The sequence below is a fragment of the Enterobacter cloacae complex sp. 677-3DZ2D5B genome, from assembly GCF_004136695.1.
Lineage (GTDB): Bacteria > Pseudomonadota > Gammaproteobacteria > Enterobacterales > Enterobacteriaceae > Enterobacter > Enterobacter hormaechei_C.
The window spans coordinates 478755-497924 of the sequence record NZ_QFLS01000009.1 but is presented as its reverse complement, the minus strand read 5'-3'; the positions used below and the strand labels follow the sequence as shown (position 1 = coordinate 497924).

The window sequence follows — 19170 nt, the reverse complement described above, 5'->3', positions numbered from 1 at the left end:
TGATCGGGGAAGACCCATATATATACAGTAATAAACGGAGGCAGCATGGACTACAGCATCAGGCAGCAACAGAAACGTACGATTGCAGGCTTTCATCTCGTGGGGCCGTGGGAAAAGACGGTCAAGCAGGGATTTGAACAGCTGGTCATGTGGGTAGATGGTCGTCATATTCAGCCGCAGGAGTGGGTGGCCGTTTATTATGACAATCCGGATGACGTGCCGGCAGAAAAGCTCCGCTGCGTTACCGCCGTAACGGTAGTAGACGATTTCACTATTCCTGAAAACAGCGAAGGGGTGATGATGACCGAAATTGCTGCCGGAGAGTATGCTATTGCCGCCGCGCGCGTTGAAAATCATGATTTCGCTACTCCATGGTATCAGTTCTTCAACTCCCTGCTGGAAGACAGCAAATTCCAGATTGCAGCAAAACCCTGCTTCGAACGCTATCTGAACGATGGCAATGCTGACGGCTACTGGGATATTGAGATGTTTGTACCGGTAGAGCACAAAGTGGGATAATCCTGCGAAACGCAGGGTTTTTCAGCCGGGCGCGATCCACCCGGCTGAAAACACAGTACAATTGTGGTTTGCCGTAGAGCTGGAGACGGGTGTGCGCCCCGACAAGTCATTAACCCCTTTTGAAATTCGGTTATACAAACATTATCGCGTGGTGCACGGTTGCCGCATTGCGCTGGCGTTTGTGTTGACCTTCGTACTGGTTCGTTTGCTGGATATCCCGGAAGGGACGTGGCCGCTGATCACGCTGGTGGTGGTGATGGGGCCGATCTCATTCTGGGGGAACGTGGTCCCGCGCGCTTTCGAACGTATAGGCGGTACCGTTTTAGGCTCAGCGCTTGGGCTTATCGCCCTGAAGCTGGAGCTGATTTCATTTCCGTTCATGTTGCTGTGGTGCGCGGTGGCGATGTTTCTTTGCGGATGGCTGGCCCTCGGCAAGAAACCGTATCAGGCGCTGCTGATTGGCATTACGCTCGCGGTTGTGGTCGGCGCACCTGCGGGCGATATGACCACCGCATTGTGGCGAAGCGGGGACGTGATCCTCGGCTCGTTGCTCGCCATGCTGTTTACCGGCATCTGGCCGCAGCGCGCCTTCCTGCACTGGCGCATTCAGATGGCAAACTACGTCACGGCATTTAACCGGGTCTACCAGGCCGGGTTTTCGCCGAATCTGATTGAGCGTCCGCGGCTGGAAAAGCATCTGCAAAAAATCCTCAATGATGTGGTCAAAATGCGCGGGTTAATTACGCCAGCAAGCAAAGAAACCCATATCCAGAAAGCCATCTTTGAAGCTATTCAGACGGTCAGCCGTAATCTGGTCTGTATGCTTGAACTGCAAATCAATGCCCACTGGGCCTCACGCCCCAGCCATCTTCTGATGCTCAACGCGCATACGCTGAAAGAGACGCAGCAGATGACGCAACAAACCCTGCTGACCATCGCTCATGCGCTCTATGAAGGTAACCCGCAGCCAATACGGGCGAACAGCGAGCGGCTGAACGAAATCGTCGCCGAGCTCAAACAGCTGATGAATGAGCGCCAGGGCGACAATGTGGCGGAAACGCCCATCCATGGTTATGTCTGGCTGAGTATGGAGCTGGCGCGGCAGCTGGAGTTGTTATCGCAGCTGATTTGCCGGGCTCTGCGCAAATAAAAAGCGTATGTGATGCCTGCTGCTTCGATTCAGCAACAATTAGGGTTATGATGGTTTTAAACGATATACTCATTGTCATTCGCAGCCGCTGTCTGTTAAAACGGTTGCTTTAACGAATCCGAATCTCACATTATCAGGGGTGTAAAAATGGAAACTACCAAGCCTTCGTTCCAGGATGTTCTGGAGTTCGTCCGCCTGTTCCGCCGCAAAAACAAGCTACAGCGCGAAATCCAGGACGTAGAGAAGAAGATCCGTGACAACCAGAAACGTGTCCTGCTGCTGGACAACCTGAGCGACTACATCAAGCCAGGTATGAGCGTTGAAGCTATTCAGGGCATCATCGCCAGCATGAAGAGCGATTATGAAGATCGCGTTGATGACTACATCATCAAAAACGCTGAGCTGTCCAAAGAGCGTCGCGACATCTCCAAGAAGCTGAAAGTGATGGGCGAAATCAAAAACGTCGACGCGAAAGGCGAGTAATCGCACACTCTGTTGCCCGGTGGCGCTGCGCTTACCGGGCCTACAGGACTGTTATCACGTAGGTCGGGTAAGGCGAAGCCGCCACCCGACAATTTTACCGAACGCAAAAAAGCAAAAAGCCTGCTCTAAAAGCAGGCTTTTTAAATTTGGCTCCTCTGACTGGACTCGAACCAGTGACATACGGATTAACAGTCCGCCGTTCTACCGACTGAACTACAGAGGAATCGTTGTGGAGGCTTATCTTAGCGGCGAAAAAACTTTTGTCAAACCTGATCTCAGGCAAAAGCGTTTGTTTGATGATTCTGTCGTCATTTTGTTGTAAATCCAAACATAATTTTATGGAAAATACTTTGCAGGATACGCATTTCTGCCCCATCATTTGAAATGGAGTTTCAACTTTCTCGCTAAGGTCCATTTTGAACGTCACCGCACCCCTACGCCAGGCGATTATGCGCACGCCCTGGTATGCAAAACGTAAAAGTTATCGAGTTCTCTTCTGGCGTGAAATCACCCCCCTTGCTGTGCCTATTTTCCTGGAGAATACCTGCGTCCTGTTGATGGGCGTGCTGAGCACATTCCTGGTGAGCTGGCTCGGTAAAGAAGCTATGGCCGGGGTAGGGCTGGCGGACAGTTTCAATATGGTGGTGATGTCCTTCTTTGCCGCTATCGATCTCGGTACGACGGTGGTGGTGGCGTTTAGCCTGGGTAAGCTCGATCCGAAGCGTGCCCGCGAAGCGGCCAGACAGTCGCTGATGATCATGACCCTCTTTTCGATCATCCTTGCGGCGGTTATCCATTATTACGGCAAAGAAATTATCGACTTTGTCGCGGGAGAAGCGACCAGTGAGGTGAAGGATCTGGCTCTCACCTACCTGGAAATGACGGTGCTGAGTTATCCGGCGGCTGCCATCGCGCTGATTGGTAGCGGTGCGCTTCGTGGAGCAGGGAATACCAAAATTCCGCTGCTGATCAATGGCGGCATGAACATCCTGAACATCATTATCAGCAGCGTTTTGATTTATGGCGTCTTTTCCTGGGAGGGGCTGGGCTTTGTCGGCGCGGGTTTAGGGCTGACCATTTCCCGTTATATTGGTGCGGCAGCGATAATTGGCGTACTGATGGCGGGAATTACGCCATCGCTGCGCCTGACGCTGAAAAGTTATTTCCGTCCGCTTAACTTCGCCATTATCTGGGAAGTGATGGGGATCGGGATTCCGGCCAGCATCGAATCCGTGTTGTTTAACGGCGGGAAACTGCTGACGCAGATGTTTGTTGCCGGGATGGGAACAGACGTCATCGCCGGCAACTTTATTGCCTTCTCCATTGCCTCACTCATTAACCTGCCGGGAAACGCGCTGGGGTCGGCGTCGACGATCATCACCGGCAGACGTCTCGGAAAGGGGCAGATAGGGCAGGCGGAACGGCAGCTTCGGCATGTCTTCTGGCTTTCAACCATTGGGCTGACGGCGATTGCGTGGGGAACTGCGCCTTTTGCCGGGCTGATGGCCTCGTTCTATACGCATGAAAATGACGTGAAAGAGGTCGTGAAGGTGCTCATTTGGCTCAACGCGGCGTTTATGCCAATCTGGGCCGCGTCCTGGGTACTTCCTGCCGGGCTGAAAGGGGCGCGCGATGCCCGGTTTGCGATGTGGGTCTCCATGCTCGGCATGTGGGGCTGTCGCGTCGTGGCGGGCTACACGCTGGGGGTGATGTTAGGTATGGGCGTTGTCGGCGTCTGGCTGGGGATGTTCCTTGACTGGGCCGTGCGCGGCGCGCTGTTCTACTGGCGCATGGTGAGCGGGCGCTGGCTGTGGAAATATCCGCGAAAAAAACCGGAGCAGGAGGTTTCGGAAACGACAAGTGCCTGACAAATGTGCGAAGTGGAGAATAAATCGGCAAACGATTGAAAATCTGCATTCACCCTTTGACATCCTCAGGGCGCATCGATAATATGCGCCCCGTTCACACGATTCCTCTGTAGTTCAGTCGGTAGAACGGCGGACTGTTAATCCGTATGTCACTGGTTCGAGTCCAGTCAGAGGAGCCAAATTTAAAAAAGCCTGCTTTTAAAGCAGGCTTTTTGCTTTTCTGCGTTCGGTAAGTTTGTCGGATAGCGCTCCGCTTACCCGACCTACGAAATCCCAGGCCGGGTGAGTGGTGTGCGTGATGTGTCCTTGTTATCAGCGGAACGGTGGCTCATTGAAGGTGCGCAGCTTGCGGGAATGCAGTTTGTCGCCCTCTGCACGCAGTAAATCGATGGCGCGAATACCAATCTGAAGGTGCTCTGAGATCGCCCCTTCGTAAAAACGGTTCGCCTGGCCCGGCAGTTTGATCTCGCCGTGCAGCGGTTTATCGGACACGCACAGTAGCGTGCCGTAAGGGACGCGGAAGCGGTAGCCCTGCGCGGCAATGGTGGCGCTTTCCATATCGATTGCGACCGCACGGCTAAGATTGAAACGCAGGGCGGAGGCGGAATAGCGCAGCTCCCAGTTACGATCGTCGGTGGTGACGACCGTACCGGTACGCAGGCGCTGCTTCACCTCTTCACCCGGCATGCCGCTCACCTCTTTGGTGGCGTCGTACAGGGCGCGCTGCACTTCCGCGATACTCGGGATAGGAATATCCGGCGGCAGAACCGCGTCAAGAACATGGTCGTCACGCAGATAAGCGTGGGCGAGGACGTAATCGCCAATCAGCTGGCTTTCACGCAGGCCGCCGCAGTGGCCGATCATCAGCCAGACGTCCGGGCGCAATACCGCCAGATGGTCGCAGATGGTTTTCGCATTCGACGGGCCAACGCCGATGTTAATCAGCGTAATGCCCTGACCGTCGGCGGTGATCAGGTGCCAGGCTGGCATCTGGTGCTTTTTCCACGCCAGGTCGGAGATGGCCTCTTCCGGTGCTTCGGTTTCGGCGGTGATCCAGATCCCGCCCGCGCAGGAGAGGGCGACGTAAGGGCTGTCCGGGTCGAGGATCTGGCTACAGCCCCAGCGGACAAATTCGTCTACATAGCGGGTGTAGTTGGTAAACAGCACGAACGGCTGGAAATGTTCGGCTGGCGTGCCGGTGTAGTGGCGCAGGCGTGCCAGCGAGAAATCGACACGGCGGGCATCAAAGTGCGACAGCGGTGAAAACTCTGCCGGGTGATAGATCCCGTCCGCCGTCTCATCGCCAATCTGCGACAGCTCAGTGGTCGGGAAATGACGGGTCAGCCCTGCGCTCATGGAGCGATCCAGCGTCAGCGCTGAGCCGTCTATCACGTACGGGTAAGGGATCTCGTGCAGGGACGGCTCAACGCTGATATGCGCGCCGTAATCCTGATACAGCAGGGTAAGCTGCTCTTCCAGGTACGGGCGGAACAGCGCAGGTCGCGTGATGGTTGTGCTGTAACAGCCGGAGTGGGTGAAACGCGCATAGGCGCGGGTTTTCGGATTACTGCTGGCGCTGCCGTCCCAGGTGACAGAGAGCGATGGATAAACAAAAAGGCCCTGGGTTCTGGCCTTTTCATCGGGAAGTTTCCCTGTTTCGATATAGTCACTGATGGCGCTGCGCAGTGCATTGACGGACTGTTCATACAGCGCGTCGAGTTTTTCCAGCGCCTGAGCCGGGGTCAGGCTGGAGCCCTTATTATTCATGTCTGTCTCCTTGTTCCACAGGTGTGCGGCTATACCCGATAGTATGTCACACGCCTGTGAAACAAAAGTGAGGAGATCAGCTGTGCGCGGTTTCCTTCATCAACAGGGCGGTGGCAGCAGAAAGCAGGCAACCCGCCAGCAGATAAATCGCCACGCTATGCCAGTTACCGCCGGAGAACGTCACCAGCGCGGCGGCGATAAACGGCGTAAACCCGCCGCCGACCACGCTCGCCACCTGATATCCCACGCCCGCGCCGCTGTAGCGGTAGCTTGCGCCAAACAGCTCGGTAAACATCGGCTGCTGCACGCAGACCACCATATCGTGAGCGATGTTCGCAAGCATGATCGCGAAGAAGACAATCCAGAAGACCGACTGTGCCTCCAGCGCCATAAAGAACGGCCAGGCGCTGAGTGTGCCGATAAGCGCCCCGGTGATATACACCCGTCGACGGCCAAAGCGATCCGCCAGCCAGGCGAAGCAGGGGATGGTCAGGCAGCTGATCCCGCCCACCACCAGGCCAATATTCAGGAACAATTCCCGCGGAAGGCCGAGGTTTTGCGTGGAATAGTTGAGGGCAAAGGCGGTGACGATATACATCGTCAGCAGTTCGCACAGGCGCAGGGCGATAATTTTCAGAAAAGCGCCAGGGTGCTGCACCAGCGCTTCCATCACCGGCAGCCGTTTTTTGGCGACCGGTTTTTCGCGCTGCTGCCGCTCAAACTCAGCCGACTCTTCCATGCCGTTACGGATCCACAGGGCCACCACGACCAGCACAATGCTGAAGATAAACGGAATACGCCAGCCCCAGCTCAGGAACTGCTCGTCTGTCGTGAGCTGGCTTATTAGCGACACCAGACCCGTGGAGAGCAGCAGACCCACGCCATAACCTACCTGCACGCCGCTGCTGTAGAACGCTTTCTTGTTCTTCGGCGCGCTTTCCACGGACAGCAATGCCGCGCCGCCCCATTCGCCGCCAACGGCAAAGCCCTGAATGGCGCGCAGCGTCACCAGCAACACCGGGGCCCACCAGCCAATCGATGCAAAGGAGGGCAAAATACCGATTAGCGCGGTGGCAATACCCATCATCCACACGGTGAGCATCAGCATACGTTTCCGGCCAAGGCGATCGCCGAAGTGGCCGAAAATTACCCCGCCCAGCGGACGAAACAGAAAACCGACGCCGAAGGTGGCAAACGCAGCAAGCGTACCCATGGCGGGGCTGATCTGGGGAAAGAATTCACGGTTAAAGACCAGCGCAGCGGTAATACCGTAGAGCAGAAAGTCATACCAGTCGACGACGGCGCCTGCGAAGCTACCTAAAGCGGCGCGGCGGGCGCGGTTAAGCGAAGGTGTCTCCTCGTTGCGGCGAGCGGAGATAAGGGTGGAGTCCATAGTTGTCCTGTCTGTACTGATTTTTAATTATTGGTATAAGAAAAGGTCACTCACATCACGGCCGTCATATTGGCGGAACGTATGAGACTACCGCGACACGCGGCCTGAGAAAACGTTTTTATCTTTCCTGAAAGCGCAGAATAAATAAATTTCATCTTATCGGGCGACAACATAAATCAGCCTGTTTGGCTCCGGTTAGGGCTGAATGGTTTACAGTAATAATGATCGCTGTATGACGTAAGCTGAGGGAATAACGATGCAACGCCTCTTTCCTGCACTGTGGGTAGTCCTGTTTTTAGTCGTATCTCCGCTGCATGCGGAGCCGAAAGTCTATGGCGAACAGCGTATTCATCGCTGGTGGGATGCAGTAACGGACGATATTGCGCAAACCTGGGAACAGCCGGATCGTTACGATCTCTACCTTCCGTTTTTGAGCTGGCATGCACGCTTCATGTATGACAAAGAGAAAACGGATAATTACAACGAAATGCCGTGGGGCGGGGGGCTGGGCGTGTCTCGCTACAACGACGAGGGCAACTGGAGCGCGCTGTTTGCCATGATGTTTAAAGATTCCCACAACGAGTGGCAGCCCGCGATGGGTTACGGCTGGGAGAAGGGGTGGTATCTGGATAACGCAAAAGATTTCCGTCTGGGGCTCGGGGCCGCCGCGGGGATCACCGCGCGCGACGACTTTGCCAACTATGTCCCGCTGCCTTTTATCTTCCCGCTTTTCTCTGCCGGATATAAGCGCGTCACCGTCCAGTTCACCTATATTCCCGGGACCTACAACAACGGCAACGTGCTGTTTGCCTGGCTGCGCCTGGGCTTTTAGAGGGTGATCACTTTTTTGGCCACTGTGTTGGACAGGATCAGCAGCGAAAACAGGACCGACGTAACAAACGTAAGCACAATCAGAGCAAGTTTGGTGCTCAGGGACGTCACCGGAATGAGCGCGGTCAGCAGGTGAAACACCGAGTAGTGCATGATATAGACCCCGGTCATCGTTTTGCTAATGGTGGCCAGCACGGACTCTTTAAACTCCGCATTGCGGCGAAACCGTACGCCATTTGCCGCAATCACCAGGGCAATAATCAGAATGTAAATTTGCGATCCGGTGAGGATAAAGGCGTTTCTGTCTGCTTTAAATAGCGCAAAAAAGAAGTGCCGTTCGTAAAACCATGTGAAGAGATAGATAAACGGTATCGCAATCACCGCGGCCCTGACCACGTTTTTGCGGCCGATCCACGCCGCGATCTGCGGATCGCAAAAGAGCTGGCCTGTCAGATAAAACAGCAGCCACGTCCACAGGCGATACTGCGGCGACAATGAAAGGACGTGGGCATCAGGATAGAGGGCCGACAGCAAATCGTACCCGTAAGAGAAAAGCAGCAGGGCGGTAATCACCCCGCAAAAGAGCATTCGTCGCTGGCTGAGCCGCTCCACCACCGGGTGAAACGTGTAAATCACGATAAACGCGAACACGAACCAGGGCTGGATCAGATATCCGCGCTGATAGGGTTCCCACAGGTAGTAAATCGTTACCCAGAACAGAAAGACGATCACCAGGCGTTTGATCTTATCCAGCTGCCAGCGCGTGCCGTGTCGGGATTGCCCGTCCAGATACCCTGCAACCACAAAAAACAACGGCGTGGCGATGGTCGAAATGAAGGTTAAAAAACCGAGGATCCAGTGATAGTCATAATCGTAATGATCCCAGGTGTTGTAGATGGTGAAAAAGGTAACCGCCGTCATACAGCCCAGCGTCTTGATGATATTCAGCCCTGTCGCATTCATTGTTGTTCAGCTTTGTCCTTACGATGGAAACACGCGTAAATTACGGGGAGTACCAGCAGCGTCAGGATTGTAGCAAACCCAAGCCCAAACATAATCACAACGGCCATGCTCTGGAAGAACACATCCAGCAGCAGAGGGGCGAGGCCTAGTACGGTCGTAAAGGCGGTGAGGAGGATGGGACGCAGGCGCGACGTGGCGGCGTAAACGATCGCACTGTGCTGATCCTGCTGCGCTTTCTGCTGTTCTATCTCTTCCACCAGCACAATGCCGTTGCGGATCAGCATCCCGCTCAGGCTCAGCAGGCCAATCAACGCCATAAAGCCAAAGGGGATGCCGGTAATTAAAAACCCCGGCGTCACGCCGATCAGCGCCAGCGGCACGGTCAGCCAGATAGCGACGGCGTTTTTCACCGAACTGAACATCAGCACCGTGATCACAAACATCACCAGATACCCGATCGGCAGCGTGGTAAATAGCCCCTGCTGCGCTTCGCTGGAATTCTCCGCGTCCCCGCCCCATTCAATGCTGTAGCCGTGAGGCAGGGGCAGGGCATCTATTTGCGGCTTCACGCGGGCGAGAATATCGCCGGACGTTTGCTGGCTTAGCGGGTCAGGGTCGGTCTGCACGGTCAGCACGCGCGAGCGGTCGCGACGCAGGATCAGCGGATCTTCCCACTCCAGCGCGAAGCCGCTGACGACGTTGCTCAGCGGAATATACTGCTGCCGGGTCTGGCTCCAGACCAGGACGTTGTTCAGGTGGTTGGCGTCCAGCCGCTCGCTTTCCGGCGGGCGCACCACCACGGGTAACAGATCGCTTCCTTCTCTGTACAGGCCTGCCCGGCTGCCGGAGAAATTCATCTCCAGTGCGTTATCGACGTCCTGCTTATCCACGCCAAGCTCACGTCCGAGCGCGGTGACGTACTGCGGGCGGATCACTTTGCTGCGGTTTTGCCAGTCGTTCCTGACGCTGTCCGTCGCCGGATCGCGCGTAAGAATGTTGTCTACCTGGCTGGCGATCAGACGCAGCCTGTCGGGATCGGGGCCTTTAATACGCACTTCAATAGCGCTGTCGCCGGAGGGGCCAAACATCACCCGCTTCGTGCTGGCGTTAACCTGCGGATAGTTCCGGGCGATGTACTCATCAACGTGGCGGGTCAGGGCGGGGATGTTACGCTGGTCGTCCATTCTCACCATGATTTGCGCATAGTTGCTGTACTGCCGCTGTCCGCTGTAGGTCAAAATAAATCGCATACTTCCCTGACCAATCGTCGAGACCGTGGTTTCCACGCCAGGCTGGCCGTTAATGGTTTTCTCGATATCACTGGTCATCTTCTCGGTCCATTTAATGTCGGTACCGTAAGGGAGCCAGAGGTCGACAAAGAAAATCGGCGTGCTGGAGGAGGGGAAGAAGTTCTGCCGCACCGAGCCAAAGCCCCAGATGGCGGCTGCCAGCAGTGCGGCCATCACCACCAGCGTTGGCGCTTTACGCCGTAACAGCGCGTTGAGCACCGCCTGATAGATCCGATAGATGCGTTTGTCATAGGGATCCGTTTCGTCAGCCTCTGGCGGCGCAGCGTCCCGTTTAAACAGCCACCATTTGATCAGCACCGGTGTAATGGTGAGGGCAGAGAACCAGCTCAGCATGAGCGAAATCAGCAGAACCTGAAACAGCGACTTACAGTATTCGCCGGTAGAGTCCTGCGACAGCCCGACGGGCGCAAAGGCCAGGATGGCGATCACCGTCGCACCCAGCAGCGGCAGCGCAGAACGGCGAATAATGTTGCTAATGGCGTTCATCAGGGACGAGCCCTGCTGCCGGGCTATCAGTACCCCTTCGACAATAACAATGGCATTGTCGACCAGCATGCTGAGGGCGATGATCAGCGCGCCCAGTGAAATGCGCTGTAGTTCAATACCCCAGAGATACATGATCAGCAGCGTACCCAGCACATTAAGCGCGAGGGAAAAGGCGATAATGATCCCGCTGCGTAAGCCCATAAAGATCAGCAACACACCGACGACAATCGCCAGCGCCATCAGGAAATTAATGATAAATCCGTTGACGGAATGCCCGACCTCCGCCGCCTGATCGTAAAACAGGTCGATGTGGATACCTGCCGGTTTCTCGGCTGACATCTGCTCAAGCTTCGCCTCCAGGGCATCTCCCACGTCGATCACGTTAACGCCGGGGATAAAGGAGACGCCCATGGTGACGGCTTTTCTGCCGTTGGCATGGTAGATGCTGGCAGGGGAGGCATCCAGCCCGCGTGACAGGGTGGCAATATCCCGTAAGCGGGTAGCCGCCCCAACGCCCGGCGGGGTCACGATGAGATCGGCCAGCTCGTCAATACTTTCGAATTCACCGGTAGGATGCAGACGAATTGACTCAGTACCGGAGGGGATCTCTCCCGCGCTGGAGACCACGTTCAGCCTGCTGAGCTGGGCAGAAAGCTGGTTCAGCGTTATCCCGCGCGCGGCCATTTTGCTCAGAGAAATATCCACGTTAATCTGCTGGGTGAGGGCTCCGCCGATGGCCACTTTGCCCACGCCTGGCACGAGGACCAACTCCCGGCGCAGCTGCTCGGCATACCGGACCAGTTCCGGATTGCTGAATTCATCGCCGGAAATGGCAAAGAAAAAGCCGAACACATCGCCAAAATCGTCATTCACAAACGGGGTCACTACGCCGGGTGGAAACTGTCGGGCGGCATCTCCCACCCGGCGACGCAGTTCATCCCAGATTTGCGGCAGCGCATTTGAGTGGTAGCGCGAGGCTATATTGACCGTGATCTGCGACAGGCCGCTGGAGGAGATGGAGCTGACGTTATCCAGGTAAGGTAATTGCTGAAGCGCGTTTTCCAGCGGCAGGGTGACCTCTTCCTCAACCTGCTGCGCCGACGCGCCCGGATAATGGGTGATCACCACCGCCGTTTTGATGGTAAACGCCGGATCTTCCAGTCTGCCGATGTTCAACAGGGCAATAATGCCACCTACGCCCAGCAGCAAAATCGTCAGCCAGACGCGAACCGGGTTGCTGATAAACTGACGAGAGATATCCATTATAGTCCCCGTTCACGCGTCCAGATACGTACCGGCTGGTTGGGATGTAACTCCCCAACGCCTGCGGCCACCACGCGTTCACCCGCCTTAAGCCCACCGACGATGATGACCCCCTCAGCGCTGACTTGTCCCACGCTGACCTTACGATCTTCAAGGTGCAACGTATCGCCTTCGCCCGTCACCACCCAGACGTGTGGCTCATTGCGCGGGCGGTTATCCGGGTTAAAGACCGCTTCAACCGGCACCACCAGCGCCTCACTGCCGACGCCCGCCGGTAGGTTGGTTAAATTGATGGTGACCGTTCCGCTGACGCCGCCCACGACGGGAAAATCATCCGGGCGGGGCATGGTTAAAATTACCTGCCAGGTCAAAGTGTTGCTGTCACTACTGCCTGAGTGCTCTTTGTACACAGCGGTAAACTCGCGACCGGGCAGGGCGTTGATCTTCACTACCGGTTTGTACTGCGCATTGCGAATATCGAAGGTGTTAAACAGGTTCTCTGGAAGGCTGAACACCACGTCCAGTAGATCGGTACGGGTCAATGTGACGACGGGCTGGCCGGCTGAGACGACCTGATGGTTTCGCACATGTACGCTGGCCGCTGTCCCGCTAAAGGGGGCGACGAGCGTCATCTGACTCAATTCTTCGCGTGCAATCTGAAGCGCGGCGTTTGCAGAATCGCGGTTTGCGCGCTGGACATCCATCTCGGCCTTCGACACGGCCTGGCGTCCTGCCAGGGTCTGGAAGCGGTCGAATTGCCGCTGAGCCAGGGTCGCCGCCGTTTGCCTGTCGTTCAGACGCTGCCGGGCTTCGCGATCGTTAAGACTGGCGAGCCGTTGCCCCTGTTTGACAACGACACCCTGGCGAATGTCCAGGGTCTCAATCTGCCCGGCACGTTTGAACGCAAGATCCGTGGCGTCGCCGGATTCGATACGGGCGGGAAAGACGCGCTGCTGCGCGTTGCCAGCCTTCACCACCTCTGCGACTTTTACCATTTTCGGCAGGGGCGCGGCGCGGTCGGATTTCGGATCGCACGCCGTCAGCAGCAATAAAACAGCAGGCAGAAGAGAGAGGTAGCGCTTCACAGTATTCCCCTGATAATAATTGTTTTATTTATTTCGTCATCAATGCTGGGGTGGCGCTATTCTGCCAGGGCCGAGACGACCACATAGGTAAATAAACCGATTGCTGTGCTGGCGATAATGGCGAGCGCAATAAACAAACCAAGGCGAATCAGGCTTAAACCGTACATGCATTCCTCCATGAGGTTGAAGGTGGCGCGGGATAAAGAGAATGAACGTGTTGCATGCCTGACTATGAGCATAGTCGGTGAATAAATAAATGTTAAATAACCATTATTAGTGGCGTGACATACTCAGGCGAAACAAGCGTTACAATAGCGTATCCCCTTTGAATAACATCCTGATATTCCTGTGCTACGTTTAATAGCATCCATTCCTTTTTTCCGTAAAAGGCATTCACGCCTGTACCCATGGGGTTGATGCGATCTCTCCTGATTCACTCACTGTTGTGTTGGTTATAAAAAGGATGCTTGATATGTATAAAACGATTCTGGTGCCGGTGGATGTATACGAAACAGCGTTGTCTGATAAAGCGCTACAGCATGCCCAATTCCTGGCGCAAAGCGCATCGGGTAATGTCCATCTGCTGTACGTTATGCCAAAGTTCTCCGCGGAACTGACCCGCGGTTTTATTGCAGACGCGAGAAAGATGGATGAATATATGATTAATAATGCTAAAGAAAAACTGGCTGCGCTGGTAAAAAAAATCAACCTGCCGGAAGCAAATGTCCATCTGCATGTTCGCAGCGGGAATATACGTGATGAGGTAATCAAACTGGCGGATGAACTTAACGTCGGTGCGATTATTGTGGGATCGCGTAATCCCAATATTCAAACCCATTTATTAGGGTCAGAGGCGGCGAGTATCGTTCGTTATGCGCATGTTCCTGTTTTCGTTATTCGATAATGACATGAAAGCAAGGTGATTTCTGAAAAGAACCCGAGGAAGGAACGATGATAACAGAAAAGCCTCACCGCCCGTATTATCAACAGACCGTTGATGAAACTCTGACAAATATCCAATCCAGCCTCGACGGACTCAGCAGTACAGAAGCGACCGCCAGGCTGGAAAAATACGGCGAAAACGCCTTACCGCAAAAACCGGGTAAACCCGGCTGGCTGCGCTTTCTGGCCCATTTCAACGATGTCCTTATTTACGTCCTTCTGGCGGCGGCGCTGCTGAAGCTGATAATGGGACACTGGGTGGATATGTTTGTCATTCTTGGGGTAGCTATCATTAACGCCCTGATTGGCCATATTCAGGAGAGCAATGCGGAGAAATCGCTGCAAAGCATTCGTAATATGCTCTCCAGCGAGGCTGTGGTCATCCGGCAGGGCAACCATGAAACTATCCCGACGACAGCGCTGGTGCCCGGAGATATCGTGGTGATACGCGCCGGGGATCGCATTCCTGCCGATCTTCGCGTGATAGAGGCGCACAACCTGCGGGTGGAAGAAGCTATTCTCACCGGCGAATCCACGGTAGTGGAGAAAAGCAGCGATGTGCTCAGCGGCGAACTCCCGTTAGGTGACCGTTACAATCTGCTGTATTCGGGCACCACCGTCAGCTCCGGCGGGGGAAAAGGGCTGGTGGTGGCAACCGGTGGGGAGACCGAACTCGGCCATATCAACCAGATGATGTCAGACATTGAAAAACACCGTACCCCGTTGATGGTGCAAATGGACAAGCTCGGTAAGACCATTTTTATCACCATTCTGGTGATGATGCTGGCGCTGTTCGTTTTCAGCCTCATCTTCCGCGATATGCCCGTTTCAGAGCTGGTGCTGTCGCTGATTAGCCTTGCGGTGGCGGCGGTGCCGGAAGGATTACCGGCCATTATCTCGATCATCCTCTCGCTGGGCGTGCAGGCGATGGCGCGTCGCAAGGCGATTATTCGCAAGCTGCCTACCGTGGAAACGCTGGGGGCGATGACGGTTATCTGCTCGGATAAAACCGGCACCCTGACCATGAATGAGATGACGGTAAAAGCGGTGATTACCGCGGACACCACCTACCGCGTCGAGGGAGACAGTTACGAACCGGTGGGCGCTATTCACCCTGTTGACGATCCAACACCGGTCACCGTGACCCAGGGGTCTGTGCTTGAGCGCTATCTGCGCACCGTCGATCTCTGTAATGACAGCCAGCTGATCAAAGATGAGCAGGGGCTGTGGAAAATCACCGGCGGGCCAACCGAAGGCGCGCTGAAGGTGCTGGCCGCCAAAATCCCGCTTCCGACAATTGACGCCGAATTGCGCAGTAAAATCCCATTCGATTCGCAATATAAATACATGTCCACCCTTTATCGCCTGGGCGACGAAGAGGTGATGTTAATCACCGGTGCGCCGGACGTCCTTTTCCGTCTTTGCCAGCACCAGCAGACCCAAAACGGGCTGGAGCCGTTCAACCTGCACTATTGGGAAGAGAAGATTGAAGAGTATGCGCGCGAGGGATTGCGCATGGTGGCTGCGGCCTGGAAACCGGCCGCCAGCGGGCAGCGCGAGCTGACGCATGCGGATCTGCAAGAGGGGGTCATACTGCTCGGCATTGCGGGCATGATGGATCCCCCGCGCCCGGAAGCCATTTCGGCCATTGCCGACTGCTTGCAGGCGGGCATTCGCGTGAAAATGATTACCGGGGATCATCCACAAACGGCGATGAGCATTGGACAGATGCTGGGTATTGGCAACGCGGCGAGCGCCATTACCGGGCGCGAGCTGGAAGCGATGGACGACCACCAGCTGAGCGAGGCGGCGCAAAAATACGATATCTTTGCCCGAACCAGCCCGGAAGATAAATTCCGCCTGGTGCGGGCGCTGCAAAGTAAGCAGGAAGTGGTCGGAATGACCGGGGACGGGGTGAACGATGCGCCTGCGCTGAAGCGGGCGGATGTCGGCATCGCGATGGGGATCAAAGGTACTGAAGTCACCAAAGAAGCCGCCGATATGGTGTTAACGGATGATAACTTTGCCACCATTGCCCGGGCGGTCCATGAAGGGCGTCGGGTCTACGACAACCTGAAAAAGACCATTTTGTTCGTTATCCCGAGCAACATCGCCCAGGCCCTGCTGATCATTATTGCCCTGCTGGCGGGGAACCTGATCCCGTTAACACCGGTACTGATCCTGTGGATGAACATGGCAACCTCGGCAACGCTGTCGTTTGGCCTGGCGTTTGAAGCGGGTGAGAAGGACATCATGAACCGGCCTCCGCGTAAGTCTAACCTGCATGTGATGGACGGTTATGCCATCTGGCGAGTGGTGTTTGTCGGCCTGATGATTGCCATCAGCGCCTTTGTGCTGGAGGCCTGGCTGCAACCTCGCGGCTACTCGCCGGAGTTCATCCGCACCGTGTTGCTGCAAACGCTGGTCACCGCCCAGTGGTTTTACATGCTCAACTGCCGCGTCACCGACGGTTTCTCCCTGAGTAAAGGTCTGCTGGCTAATAAGGGGATATGGATCGTGAGCGGCGTACTTCTGGCCCTTCAGCTTCTGATCATCTATGCGCCGTTCATGCAAATGCTGTTCGGTACCGAAGCGCTACCGTTCCGCTACTGGATCATTACCTTCCTGATTGGGTTTGCGATGTTCATGATTGTTGAAGCAGAAAAAGTCCTTACCCGGAGATGGCGCACGACGAAAAGATGACTGAATGAGCAGGCTAAGCCTGCCCACCGGCAGGCTTTCTCTTTGACTGAGTACAGAACACTATGATTCGATTTGCCTCGTTCGTTTTTACGCTTGGTATTCTGGTTCCCGCTGCATCTGCTGTAACCTACCCCCTCCCTCCGGAGGGCAGCCGCCTGGTGGGGGCGCCGATCACCATCACCGTGCCTGAGGGCAATACTCTGCCGCTCGAAGCGTTTGCAGCACAGCACGGACAGGGGTTGAGCAATATGCTGGAAGCCAACCCGGGGGTGGATCCGTTTTTACCGCGAGCCGGAACACAGCTTGCGGTGCCGCAGCAGCTTATTCTGCCGCCAACGGTGCGCGAGGGAATTGTGGTGAACGTCGCGGAAATGCGACTTTACTATTATCCACCCGGCAGCAACACGGTTGAGGTGCTGCCTATTGGCATCGGTCAGGCCGGGCGCGAAACGCCGCGTAACTGGGTAACCGCCGTTGAGCGCAAACAGGAAGGCCCAACTTGGTCACCCACGCCAAATACGCGACGCGCTTACGCGAAGGAAGGGAAAACGTTGCCCGCGTTCGTTCCCGCCGGGCCGGATAACCCGATGGGGCTGTATGCCCTTTATATCGGCAGGCTGTACGCGATCCACGGTACCAACTCAAATTTCGGCATTGGTCTGCGCGTCAGCCAGGGCTGCATTCGCCTGCGTAATAACGATATCAAATACCTGTTCGATAACGTTTCGGTGGGGACGCGGGTACAGCTTATCGATCAGCCCGTAAAAGTGACCACGGAGCCGGACGGTAGCCGTTGGGTAGAGGTTCACGAGCCGCTTTCACGCAATCGCGCGGAATTTGAATCGACAAATAAGGTGCCGCTGCCCATTTCAGCCGCACAAAGGACGCAGCTGATAAGTGAAGGGGCGGGCGCTGAACTGGAACGGCGGTCGGGGATGCCGGTGAAGCTTGCTATGACTGGTAGCGCTTCGCTTGCCGGGCCTTGAGTACCGTAGGTCGGGTAAGCGGAGCGCCACCCGACAAACTTACCGAACGCAGAAAAGCAAAAAGCCTGCTTTAAAAGCAGGCTTTTCAAATTTGGCTCCTCTGACTGGACTCGAACCAGTGACATACGGATTAACAGTCCGCCGTTCTACCGACTGAACTACAGAGGAATCGTGTGAACGGGGCGCATATTATCGACCTCCGTACGCCTTGTCAAAGGATGTATCGCCCACTTCAGACTGTTTGCTGACAAAACCAGCAAAGTGACGTTTTTGCCAACGGAATGCACCATTATTGTGCAGATATACCCCGAATGGGGCAGATCGGAAACCGTTGTCCCCGTCTCAAAAAAGGCATCAGTGATTGGCTTTCCTTATTTTCAGCCGCTTAGCAGAGACATACACCCGCTGCAAAAAACTGGCATCCATATTGCAAAACCTGTTTAACAACACAGCCGTTACCGGCACGCTATTTTCGAACAGGGGGCAACATGAACTTAAGACGACTGAAATACTTCGTAAAAATCGTCGATATCGGCAGCCTGACCCAGGCGGCTGAAGTGCTGCATATCGCGCAGCCTGCGCTGAGCCAGCAGGTCGCGACTCTGGAAGGCGAAATGGACCAGCAACTGTTGATCCGCACCAAGCGCGGCGTAACGCCTACCGAAGCGGGAAAAATTTTATATACCCATGCCCGCACGATCCTGCGTCAGTGTGAACAGGCGCAGCTGGCCGTGCACAATGTGGGTCAGACCCTGAGTGGCCATGTCTCCATCGGGCTGGCGCCGGGAACGGCCGCATCGTCGGTAACCATGCCGCTGCTTCAGGCGGTGCGCGCAGAGCTACCGGAAGTGCTGGTTTATCTGCATGAGAACAGTGGTTCCGTGCTCAATGACAAACTGCTCAACGGTCAGCTGGATATGGCGGTGCTGTACGATCGCTCCCCGGTTGCCGGGATCACCAGCCAGCCGCTGCTGAAGGAAGATCTTTATCTGGTCGGTACCCGTGATTGCCCTGGCCAGAGCATTGATTTAACCGCTGTGGCAGAGATGAACCTGTTTCTGCCGCGCGACTACAGTGCCGTGCGCGTGCGCGTTGACGAAGCGTTCTCGCTGCGCCGTCTGACGGCGAAGATCATCGGCGAGATCGACTCCATCTCCACGCTGACTGCCGCCATTGCCAGCGGCATGGGTGTAACGGTTCTGCCCGAGTCTGCCGCACGTTCACTGTGCAGCGCGGCAAACGGCTGGATGGCCCGTATCACCACGCCATCCATGAGCTTACCGCTGTCGTTAAATATGTCCGCGCGCGGCTCCCTGTCACCGCAGGCGCAGGCGGTGAAAGAGATCCTGATGTCTCTGGTCAGTAAGCCGTCGCTGGAAAATCGCGAGCTGCAACTGGTCAGCTGATATTCCAAATAAGCA

Annotated in this window: 14 protein-coding genes and 3 tRNA genes; 10 read left to right on the top strand and 7 right to left on the bottom strand. The window is 55.6% G+C overall.

The window, feature by feature from the left end:
- Positions 1–45: 45 nt before the first annotated feature.
- The 3 genes from sbmC to DD597_RS15865 all read left to right on the top strand — a co-directional run bounded on the left by sbmC (position 46) and on the right by DD597_RS15865 (position 2152).
- A complete protein-coding gene (gene sbmC / locus DD597_RS15875) occupies positions 46–519 on the top strand; it encodes a DNA gyrase inhibitor SbmC (RefSeq protein ID WP_023314443.1) in 474 nt (157 codons plus the stop codon).
- A gap of 91 nt (positions 520–610) precedes the next feature.
- Positions 611–1669, top strand: a complete 1059-nt coding sequence (locus DD597_RS15870) for an FUSC family protein (RefSeq protein WP_003859506.1) — start codon at positions 611–613, stop codon at positions 1667–1669.
- 147 nt (positions 1670–1816) lie between these two features.
- Positions 1817–2152, top strand: a complete 336-nt coding sequence (locus tag DD597_RS15865; protein ID WP_000450410.1) for a DUF496 family protein — start codon at positions 1817–1819, stop codon at positions 2150–2152.
- 147 nt (positions 2153–2299) lie between these two features.
- On the opposite strand, the gene DD597_RS15860 is transcribed toward DD597_RS15865, so the two are convergent.
- Positions 2300–2375: transfer RNA gene (locus DD597_RS15860), tRNA-Asn, on the bottom strand.
- A 226-nt stretch (positions 2376–2601) separates the two neighbouring features.
- On the opposite strand from DD597_RS15860, the gene emmdR reads away from it, so the two are divergent.
- Positions 2602–4020, top strand: coding sequence for a multidrug efflux MATE transporter EmmdR (gene emmdR, locus DD597_RS15855; protein ID WP_023314442.1), 1419 nt, complete (start codon positions 2602–2604; stop codon positions 4018–4020).
- 103 nt (positions 4021–4123) lie between these two features.
- A tRNA-Asn gene (locus DD597_RS15850) sits at positions 4124–4199 on the top strand.
- Positions 4200–4332: 133 nt separating this feature from the next.
- On the opposite strand, the gene DD597_RS15845 is transcribed toward DD597_RS15850, so the two are convergent.
- Both DD597_RS15845 and shiA read right to left on the bottom strand, forming a co-directional pair.
- On the bottom strand, positions 4333–5787 hold the full coding sequence (locus DD597_RS15845) for an AMP nucleosidase (protein ID WP_023324933.1): 1455 nt from the start codon (positions 5785–5787) through the stop codon (positions 4333–4335).
- Positions 5788–5863: 76 nt separating this feature from the next.
- Positions 5864–7180 (bottom strand): shikimate transporter, encoded by a 1317-nt coding sequence (gene shiA / locus DD597_RS15840; RefSeq protein WP_032648852.1) that lies wholly within the window; start codon positions 7178–7180, stop codon positions 5864–5866.
- A 256-nt stretch (positions 7181–7436) separates the two neighbouring features.
- On the opposite strand from shiA, the gene pagP reads away from it, so the two are divergent.
- Positions 7437–8012 (top strand): lipid IV(A) palmitoyltransferase PagP, encoded by a 576-nt coding sequence (pagP, locus tag DD597_RS15835; RefSeq protein ID WP_003859516.1) that lies wholly within the window; start codon positions 7437–7439, stop codon positions 8010–8012.
- Here the strand turns inward: pagP and DD597_RS15830 are convergent.
- The 3 genes from DD597_RS15830 to DD597_RS15820 are packed head-to-tail and all read right to left on the bottom strand — an operon-like array spanning position 8009 to position 13118.
- Positions 8009–8932 (bottom strand): acyltransferase, encoded by a 924-nt coding sequence (locus DD597_RS15830; protein ID WP_162184622.1) that lies wholly within the window; start codon positions 8930–8932, stop codon positions 8009–8011. The genes pagP and DD597_RS15830 overlap by 4 nt on opposite strands.
- A 38-nt stretch (positions 8933–8970) precedes the next feature.
- On the bottom strand, positions 8971–12033 hold the full coding sequence (locus DD597_RS15825; protein WP_129256390.1) for an efflux RND transporter permease subunit: 3063 nt from the start codon (positions 12031–12033) through the stop codon (positions 8971–8973).
- A complete protein-coding gene (locus DD597_RS15820; protein ID WP_045350294.1) occupies positions 12033–13118 on the bottom strand; it encodes an efflux RND transporter periplasmic adaptor subunit in 1086 nt (361 codons plus the stop codon). The genes DD597_RS15825 and DD597_RS15820 overlap by 1 nt, the downstream gene beginning before the upstream one ends.
- Before the next feature lie 472 nt (positions 13119–13590).
- Between DD597_RS15820 and DD597_RS15815 the strand changes: the two genes are divergently transcribed.
- The 3 genes from DD597_RS15815 to ldtA all read left to right on the top strand — a co-directional run bounded on the left by DD597_RS15815 (position 13591) and on the right by ldtA (position 17749).
- Complete coding sequence (locus tag DD597_RS15815; protein ID WP_003859525.1) at positions 13591–14022, top strand: universal stress protein; 432 nt, start codon at positions 13591–13593, stop codon at positions 14020–14022.
- A gap of 47 nt (positions 14023–14069) precedes the next feature.
- On the top strand, positions 14070–16763 hold the full coding sequence (locus DD597_RS15810; protein ID WP_129256389.1) for a cation-transporting P-type ATPase: 2694 nt from the start codon (positions 14070–14072) through the stop codon (positions 16761–16763).
- A 62-nt stretch (positions 16764–16825) separates the two neighbouring features.
- Positions 16826–17749, top strand: coding sequence for a L,D-transpeptidase (gene ldtA, locus DD597_RS15805; RefSeq protein WP_032659287.1), 924 nt, complete (start codon positions 16826–16828; stop codon positions 17747–17749).
- Between the two features lie 92 nt (positions 17750–17841).
- On the opposite strand, the gene DD597_RS15800 is transcribed toward ldtA, so the two are convergent.
- A tRNA-Asn gene (locus DD597_RS15800) sits at positions 17842–17917 on the bottom strand.
- A 320-nt stretch (positions 17918–18237) separates the two neighbouring features.
- Between DD597_RS15800 and nac the strand changes: the two genes are divergently transcribed.
- Positions 18238–19155, top strand: coding sequence for a nitrogen assimilation transcriptional regulator NAC (gene nac, locus DD597_RS15795; RefSeq protein WP_003859531.1), 918 nt, complete (start codon positions 18238–18240; stop codon positions 19153–19155).
- Positions 19156–19170 lie beyond the last annotated feature (15 nt).